Source organism: Streptomyces sp. NPDC004561 (assembly GCF_053602155.1).
Map to the genome: position 1 here is coordinate 1 of NZ_JBSGDB010000414.1, position 7,774 is coordinate 7,774.

Genomic DNA, 7,774 nt, shown 5'->3' on the forward strand with positions numbered 1-7,774 from the left:
GGCCAGCACGATCGCCGCGTCCAGCGCCAGGACCGTGTGGACGCCCGACAGCAGGTCGCCGGAGGTGGTGGCCAGCACGCCCAGCAGCGGGATGCCGACCGTGATGCCCACCTGCTGGGTGGAGGTCACCAGGCCGGTGGCCAGGCCCTGCTCCTCGTCCGGGACCCCGGAGGTCACGGTCAGGCCGTACGAGATGATCGCGCCCAGGTGGCACATGCTGGCCAGGGACACGGCGGCCGTGGCGAGCCACACCGACCAGGCGTGGGCGCCGAGCGGCAGCAGCGCCGCGATCAGCGCGCCCTGGCCGGCCAGCGAGCCGACCAGGGTGCGGCGGGCGCCGAAGCGGCCGATGACCTTCGGGGCCACCGTGCCGGCGACGGCCGACAGCACGCCCTGGACGCCGAAGACCAGCCCCGTCTCGAAGGCCGACAGCCGCAGGATCTCCTGGAGGTACAGGGTCAGCACGAAGATCACCGTCGACATCATCGAGAAGGTGACGAGACCGCCCACGTTGCCCCACGCCACCGTGCGGCGGCGCAGCATGGGCAGGGAGACGAGCGGCGCGGCCGAGCGGGACTCCACGACGGTGAACGCGGTCAGCAGCAGGAGCCCCGCGGCCAGTGCGGCGATGACGTCGGGGCGGGCGAACCCGTGGTCGGCGGCCGTGGACAGGGCGTAGATCAGGGACAGCAGACCGGCGGTGACGGTGACCGCGCCGGGCACGTCCAGGCGCGGCCGCTCGGGGGTGCGGGACTCGGGCAGCAGACCCGGCGCAAGCGGCAGCACGATCAGCGCGAACACCGAGAGCAGGGCCATCGTGGAGCGCCAGCCGAGCGCGTCCGTCAGCACACCGCCCGCGACCATGCCGACGGTGAAGCCCAGCGAGAGCAGCGTGCCGGAGATGCCGAGGGCGCGGTCGCGGGCCGGTCCCTCCGGGAAGGTGGTGGTCAGCAGGGACATGCCCGTCGGTACGATCGCCGCCGCGCCGAGCCCCTGCAGGGCGCGTCCGGTGAGGAACGACGCCGGGTCCCAGGCCAGGGTCGCCAGCAGCGAGGCCGCGCCGAACAGGGCGAGGCCGGTCAGGAACAGCCTGCGGCGGCCGTAGAGGTCGCCGATCCGTCCGAACAGGAGCAGGAAGCCGCCGGAGGGGAGCGCGAACGCGGTGACGGCCCACTGCAGGGCGGACCGGCTCATGCCGAGGTCGGCGCCCAGTTCGGGCAGGGACACGTTCAGCACGGAGAAGTCCAGCGCGACCATGAACTGGGCCGCGCACAACACGAACAGGACGAGCCTGTCACGCGTCGACAGCCGGGGGGTGCCGAGCGGTGCGTCCGTGGGGGTGGTGGTCGGGGTGGTGGTGTCGATCGCCATGACCAGAGCTTCGGCCGATCGGAATACCGGTGGGGAGTCGGAACTTATGGTGGTGGTGGCACCACCAGACACCACGGGGGAGGAGCGGCCACGTGCCCGGTGCGGAGGCGGCGAAGAGCCGACGGCGCAGTGAACTGCGCGAGTTCCTGATGAGCCGGCGGGCCCGGGTCAGCCCGGAGGAGGCCGGACTGCCCGTCGGCGGGGCCCGGCGCCGCACGCCCGGGCTGCGCCGGGAGGAGGTCGCCGTGCTCGCCGGGGTGGGCGCCTCCTGGTACCAGTGGCTGGAGCAGGGGCGGGACATCTCCGTCTCCCCGCAGGTCCTGGACGCGGTCGGCCGGGTGCTGCGGCTCAGCGACGCCGAGCGGCGGCATCTGTACCTGCTGGCCGGTATGAACCCGCCCGCGCCCCAAGTGGCGCCCGGCAGGCGGGACATGTGCGAGGGGCTGCGCCGGCTGATCGACACCTGGATGCCGTATCCGGCGCACATCATGGACCCGTACTACAACTGCGTGATGTACAACGACGCGGCCGCGCTGGTGCTCGGGATGCGGCCGGACATCACGCAGAACTGCCTCGTCGACTTCTTCACCGACCCGCTGTACCGCTCGCGCAGCAACAGCTGGGAGGAGAACGCGCGGACGGTCGTGGCGCAGTTCCGGGCCGCGTGCGCCGCCCGGCCGGACGACGAGGGCTTCCGGACGGTGCTCGCGGAGGCGAGCGCGGCCAGCGCCGAGTTCCGGGAGCTGTGGGCCGAGCGGGACATCGAGGACCAGGGGCAGATCCGCAAGGAGCTGGTCCATCCGCTGGCCGGGCTGCTGGTGGTGGAGTCGACGGTGATGAAGGTGCCGGCCCGTCCCGATCTGACGATCGTGCTGCACACTCCGCTGGAGGAGGCGAACACCGCGGCCAAGCTGGAGTGGCTGGCCTCTCCTGAGGGGCGCCGGGGTGCCATGTACCCCGTGGCGGGGTGAACCTCCGGTGGCTTCGTATGCTCTGGGCATGACCGAGAGCAACGCGCTGGACCCCGAGGACCGCAAGATCGTCACCCTGGCCCGCTCCGCGCGGGCCCGCAACGGGGTGCCCGAGGGGGCGGCCGTACGGGACGAGACGGGGCGCACGTATGTCGCCGGGTCGGTGGACCTCGCCTCGCTGAAGCTGAGCGCGCTGCGGACCGCGGTCGCCATGGCGGTGGCGTCGGGGGCCGCGTCGCTGGAGGCGGCGGCGGTGGTGAGCGGGGCGGAGTCGCTGCCGGCCGAGGACCTGGCCGCCGTCGCCGACCTCGGTGGCTCCGGGACGCCGGTGCTGCTGGCCGGGCCCGACGGAGCGGTGCGGCGCACCCTCACGGCGGGCGCCCCCGAGTAGTCCGGAATTCATCCTTGCCGTCGCCCGCCCCTCGCGCATCAATGGAGCCGTACGTTCCGACGATCCGTCAGATCCGCACCGCCGGCCGCGTGCGTCCGTAACCGCCCGCCCGGCCTGCCGTTCGTCGGCGCACCTTCCGACCATCCCCACATGGCATCCCCACAGGGAAGGGAAGCGGATCCCCATGAGAGGCAAGCGCACAGCAACCGGTGCGGCGCTCGTGGCCGGGGCCCTCGCGGCCACCGCCCTCGCCTTCGCGCCCACCGCGGCCGCCGTCACCCCCCGGACGGCGACCATCGACGCGAACTGCGGCATCTACGGCGGCGGCGCCGCGACGCTCACCGTCACCCAGAGCGGCACGTCGGCCACCGTCACCATGACCTCCTCCGCGATCACCGTGCCGATCGCGGTCGCGCAGGACTCCGTCTCGTCCACCGCCACCTTCGTGAAGGGTGGCGGCGGCACGAGTGTCTTCAGCGGTACGCGGAACCCGGCCATGGCGGCGGGCGACACCGTCACCGTCGGCCCGCTCGCCGGCACCGTGGCCTCCGGGGACAGCCTGGAGGCGTACGGCGGCTCCCTGAAGATGACCGTCTTCGGGATCACCATCACCTGCACGGCCACCGCCCCGCAGTCGCCCGGCCCGTTCGTCTTCGACTGACGCGGCTGAGCGATCTGTTCCGGTTGCTGCCGGAACTCCCGTGGATGCCGCAGAATCTGATGCTCCGTCAGTTTTCTGCGGCATTTCCATTGACTTCTCACGGCGGCTCCACATCAATGCCCCCTGTCGGCGCAGACGAGCCGCTGCGCCAGCAACCCTCAGGAGGGGGCCCATGGGTCCGACACCCCGAAGAACCCGACGGTGGCGCTGGGCGTCACTGTTCGGGGCGACCGCCCTCGCGGTCACCGCGGGCGGCGCGCTGGCCTGTCCGGCCGGTGCCGCCGGCGCGAACGTGGACTTCGCCACGCACTGCATCCCGCCCGCCGTCGCGGGCCTGCCGCCGATCGACGGCACCACGACCGCCGCCGTCTCGGTGGACAACACCAGCCCGAAGGTCGGCGACACCGTCACCGTGACCTACACCGTGGTCACGGCCGCCGCGAGCAACCCCACCGACCTGGCCCTGCCGGCCGACATCATGACCCCGACCGGCAAGGTCGCCCTCGGTGGCGCCCAGACCGGTGACGTCACCGTCGCCGGCCCCAAGAAGAACCCCCCGGTGCCGGGGAAGGCCGCGTTCCCGTCCTTCTCCATGACCGGCACGTTCACCGTCACCAAGGCCGGGCAGATCACCCTCTCGCCCGGCGACTACAACATCCACACCAGCTACATCCTGGAGCTGGACACCCCCTGCACCGTCACCAACCCGCCCGCTCCGGCCTCGGAGACGATCACGGCGACCAGCGGCACCCCGGCCAACACCCGTGCGATCACGCTCGGTTCGGCCTCCGGTGACCCGGGCGCCGGTGTCACGGTCAACGGCAGCAACTTCACGCCGGGCGCCACCGTCACCCTGGCCGGACGGGCCGGCACCACCCAGACCGCGGACACCGCGACCGTCACCGCGAACTCCTCGGGCTCCTTCAGCGGTTCGCTCGTCGTCAACGACAAGTCGACGACCGGGATCGTGGCCTACGAGGGCGGCTCCTGGAGCGCGGACACCGGCGCGGGCCCCGCGGCCTACGTCGTCAACGACAACACGCCCGTCCCGCCCGGCAGCCAGAAGCTGACCACCACCGTCAAGGCGGGCACCCTGTCCATGTCCCAGGCCGGGGACGCCGTCGCGCTGTCGGGCGTCGACTTCGGCGCGGGCGGGGCCTCGACCGGCGCCCTGCGGACGGTGACCGTCAAGGACTTCCGCGGCGGGCCCGCGGGCTGGTCCCTGACCGGCAAGGTCACCGACTTCACCGGTCCCGGCGCCAAGATCGACGCCGGCCGGCTGAGCTGGACGCCGTCCTGCGCGGCCAAGGCGGGCAGCCCCAGCACCTGCAAGGCCGGTTCCACGGGCGCCGTGGGCGCCTCGGGGGCGACCCTCGCACAGACCTCCGACGGCACCCTCACCGGCGGCGAGTTCACCGTCGACGCCGGACTCTCCCTGGACGTACCGGCGTTCACGCCCCCGGGCTCGTACTCCGGCGTCCTGACCCTCACCCTCACCTGACACCGGGGGCCGGGCGCCCCCGTCGTACGACAGACAGGGTCCGCACCCGCCCGACCACCACCGACCGAGCCCATGGGGGGCCGCACCCATGCGCAAGCCGTACGTCCTCCTCCTGAGCCTTCTCGGCCTGCTCCTCGGGATCACCGCCGTGCCCGCGCGGGCCGCCGACAACGGCAGCTGGTCCGTCTACCCGGTCGCCTCGAAGATCGCCGCGCGCCCCTACTTCTACCTCTCCGCCGACCCCGGCCAGACCCTCACCGACCGGGTCGCCGTGCAGAACAGGACCGGCGCCCCGCTCACCTTCCGGCTCTACGCGGCCGACGCCTACAACACCGCCCGGGACGGCGGTTTCGCCGTGCGGACGGCCGGGGAGCGGATGCGCGGGGTGGGCGCCTGGGCACGGCTCGACCGGTCCCGGATCACCGTGCCGGGCCACCGGACCGTCACCGTGCCGTTCACCCTGCGCGTGCCGCGGGGCGCCGGGCCCGGCGACCACCCGGGCGCGATCGTCGCCCTCGACGAACGGATCGACCCCGGCAGCGGCAGCCTGGCGCTCGGCGTCCAACGGGCCGTCGGCGCCCGCGTCTACCTCCGGGTCGGCGGCCCCGCCCTGCCCGCCCTCTCCGTCGAGCAGGTGCGCCTCGGCCACCACCAGCCCCTGCTGCCCGGCCTCGGCGACAGCACCGCGACCATCACCTACACCCTGCGCAACACCGGGAACGTCACCCTGGACCCGAAGGTGCGGCTGAGGGTGCGCGGGCTGTTCGGCCGTACGCTGCTCGACCGCGAGCTGACCCGGGTCCCCTCCGAACTGCTGCCGGGCCAGCGGGTGCGGCTCACCGAGACCTGGCGCGGCGCGCCCCAGCTCGACCGGGCCGGCGTCACCCTGACGGCGAGCGCGCCGGGCACCCGCCAGTCGGCGAGCGCCTCCTACCTCGCGCTGCCCTGGCTGCTCGTCGCGCTGGTGTCCGCCGCGGCGGTGGTGACCGGCGTGCTGCTGGTCAGAGCGCGTCGGGGCCGCGCTCGCCGGTCCGCACCCGTACGACGGTCTCCACCGGCACGGACCACACCTTCCCGTCGCCGATCTTCCCCGTCTGCGCGGCGCTGACGATCGCGTCGATCACCTCGTCGGCGGCCGCGTCCTCCACCACGACCTCGATGCGCACCTTCGGCACCAGATCGACCCGGTACTCGGCCCCCCGGTAGACCTCGGTGTGGCCGCGCTGGCGGCCGTAGCCGCTCGCCTCGGTCACGGTGAGACCGTGCACGCCCAGCTCCTGCAGGGCGGTCTTGACCTCGTCCAGACGGTACGGCTTGACGATCGCGGTGATGAGCTTCATGCCCGGGTGGCCTTCTGAGCGGAGGGGAGGACGGCGGAGCTGACCGGGGCGCCGTGGCCCAGGACGCCGTGATCGTATGCCGTCTCCGCGTGCACCGTAAGGTCCAGGCCGGTGAGCTCCTGCTCCTCGCTCGCCCGCAGGCCCATCACGCGGTCGAGCAGCTTGCCGAGGCCGTACGTCACCCCGAAGGCGTACAGCGCCACGACCGCCACGGCGAGCAGCTGCCTGCCGAGGGGGGCGAGCCCGCCGCCGTAGAGCAGGCCCTCGGTGCCGCCGGTCATCGCCTTCTCGGCGAACAGGCCGATCAGCAGGGTGCCGATGACGCCGCCGACCAGGTGGACGCCGACGACGTCGAGGGAGTCGTCGTAGTTCAGCCGGAACTTCCAGCTCACCGCGTAGGAGCAGACGACACCTGCGGCGAGGCCGACCACGAGGGCGCCGAGCAGGGAGACCGTGCCGCAGGACGGGGTGATCGCGACGAGACCGGCCACCGCGCCGGAGGCGGCGCCGAGGGTGGTGGGGTGCCCGTCCCGCCGCTGCTCCACGAAGAGCCAGCCCAGCAGGCCGGTGCAGCCCGCGGCGAGGGTGTTGAGGAAGGCGGCCGCGGCGAGGCCGTTCGCGCCGAGCGCGGAACCGGCGTTGAAGCCGAACCAGCCGAACCAGAGCAGACCGGCGCCGAGGACCACCATGGGCAGGTTGTGCGGCCGCATCGCGTCCTTCCTGAAGCCCAGCCGGGGCCCGAGGACCAGGCACAGGGCGAGACCGGAGGCGCCGGAGGTGATCTCCACGGGCAGGCCGCCGGCGAAGTCGAGCGCGCCGAGCCCGTCGAGGATCCAGCCGCCGGGGCCCCACACCCAGTGGGCGACCGGGACGTATACGAGCAGGGTCCACAGCGGCACGAAGACCAGCCAGGCCGAGAACTTCGCCCGGTCGGCGACCGCCCCGCTGACCAGGGCCGCCGTGACGACCGCGAAGGTCAGCTGGAAGGTGGCGAACAGGAGCGTGGGCACCGTGCCGTGCACGCTGCCGGGGCCGAGGCCGCTCATGCCGGCGTGCCGCAGCCCGCCGATCAGCCCCGCCCCGATGTCGTCCCCGAAGGCGAGCGAGTAGCCGGCCGCCAGCCAGACCACCGTGACCAGGGCGATCGACACGAAGCTCATCATCAGCATGTTGAGGACGCTCTTCGTGCGGACCATGCCGCCGTAGAACAGGGCCAGTCCCGGGGTCATCAGCAGGACGAGGGCGGTCGCGGCGAGCAGCCAGGCGGTGTCGCCGGTGTTCACGTGCGCGGCGGCGAGGGTCACGGGCGTCTCCAACGGTGTGGGGGCTCGTCAGAGGGTCACCGCTGTGCGTTTCCGGTCGCGTACGGGTGTGTTTCCGTGACGTTTCATTGCCTGAGGGTTACCGAAACCTCACGGTGCGGCGGGGGCTCGGGGATCAGGGACAATGAACGGCATGAGCGTTCGCACCCAGTCATCCGAGCAGCCGGCCGAGACCGTCCACCGCGCCGGCTTCGCCTGCTTCGTGGGCCGCCCCAAC

8 protein-coding genes are annotated in these 7,774 nt (G+C 73.0%); 5 read left to right on the forward strand and 3 right to left on the reverse strand.

All coding sequences use genetic code 11. The annotated features are described in order from the left end of the window. Window positions 1-1,371 (reverse strand): MFS transporter (locus ACWEN3_RS36075; RefSeq protein WP_452979800.1); only part of this gene is annotated, 1,371 nt, incomplete at its 3' end. A 149-nt stretch (window positions 1,372-1,520) separates the two neighbouring features. On the opposite strand from ACWEN3_RS36075, the gene ACWEN3_RS36080 reads away from it, so the two are divergent. The 5 genes from ACWEN3_RS36080 (at window position 1,521) to ACWEN3_RS36100 (ending at window position 6,003) form a co-directional block, all read left to right on the forward strand. Further along, window positions 1,521-2,342, forward strand: coding sequence for a helix-turn-helix transcriptional regulator (locus ACWEN3_RS36080; protein WP_452979821.1), 822 nt, complete (start codon window positions 1,521-1,523; stop codon window positions 2,340-2,342). Between the two features lie 28 nt (window positions 2,343-2,370). Further along, the gene (locus ACWEN3_RS36085) at window positions 2,371-2,733 is read left to right on the forward strand and encodes a cytidine deaminase (RefSeq protein WP_452979803.1); all 363 of its coding nucleotides are present in this window, start codon (window positions 2,371-2,373) and stop codon (window positions 2,731-2,733) included. 184 nt (window positions 2,734-2,917) lie between these two features. Next, complete coding sequence (locus ACWEN3_RS36090) at window positions 2,918-3,394, forward strand: hypothetical protein (RefSeq protein ID WP_452979806.1); 477 nt, start codon at window positions 2,918-2,920, stop codon at window positions 3,392-3,394. A gap of 172 nt (window positions 3,395-3,566) precedes the next feature. Next, on the forward strand, window positions 3,567-4,895 hold the full coding sequence (locus tag ACWEN3_RS36095) for a beta-xylosidase (RefSeq protein ID WP_452979809.1): 1,329 nt from the start codon (window positions 3,567-3,569) through the stop codon (window positions 4,893-4,895). Window positions 4,896-4,983: 88 nt separating this feature from the next. Continuing rightward, window positions 4,984-6,003 (forward strand): WxL protein peptidoglycan domain-containing protein, encoded by a 1,020-nt coding sequence (locus ACWEN3_RS36100; RefSeq protein ID WP_452979812.1) that lies wholly within the window; start codon window positions 4,984-4,986, stop codon window positions 6,001-6,003. Here ACWEN3_RS36100 and ACWEN3_RS36105 read toward each other — a convergent pair. Both ACWEN3_RS36105 and ACWEN3_RS36110 read right to left on the reverse strand, forming a co-directional pair. Continuing rightward, window positions 5,897-6,235, reverse strand: a complete 339-nt coding sequence (locus ACWEN3_RS36105; RefSeq protein ID WP_452979815.1) for a P-II family nitrogen regulator — start codon at window positions 6,233-6,235, stop codon at window positions 5,897-5,899. The genes ACWEN3_RS36100 and ACWEN3_RS36105 overlap by 107 nt on opposite strands. Beyond that, window positions 6,232-7,539 (reverse strand): ammonium transporter, encoded by a 1,308-nt coding sequence (locus tag ACWEN3_RS36110; protein ID WP_452979818.1) that lies wholly within the window; start codon window positions 7,537-7,539, stop codon window positions 6,232-6,234. Before ACWEN3_RS36110 ends, ACWEN3_RS36105 begins: the two co-directional genes overlap by 4 nt. Window positions 7,540-7,774 lie beyond the last annotated feature (235 nt).

Excerpts from the sequence above, each read along its gene's own strand:
- ACWEN3_RS36080 (WP_452979821.1), top strand. The coding sequence starts at position 1,521 with ATGAGCCGGCGGGCCCGGGTCAGCCCGGAGGAGGCCGGACTGCCCGTC.
- ACWEN3_RS36085 (WP_452979803.1), top strand. The coding sequence starts at position 2,371 with ATGACCGAGAGCAACGCGCTGGACCCCGAGGACCGCAAGATCGTCACC.
- ACWEN3_RS36090 (WP_452979806.1), top strand. The coding sequence starts at position 2,918 with ATGAGAGGCAAGCGCACAGCAACCGGTGCGGCGCTCGTGGCCGGGGCC.
- ACWEN3_RS36095 (WP_452979809.1), top strand. The coding sequence starts at position 3,567 with ATGGGTCCGACACCCCGAAGAACCCGACGGTGGCGCTGGGCGTCACTG.
- ACWEN3_RS36100 (WP_452979812.1), top strand. The coding sequence starts at position 4,984 with ATGCGCAAGCCGTACGTCCTCCTCCTGAGCCTTCTCGGCCTGCTCCTC.
- ACWEN3_RS36105 (WP_452979815.1), bottom strand. The coding sequence starts at position 6,235 with ATGAAGCTCATCACCGCGATCGTCAAGCCGTACCGTCTGGACGAGGTC.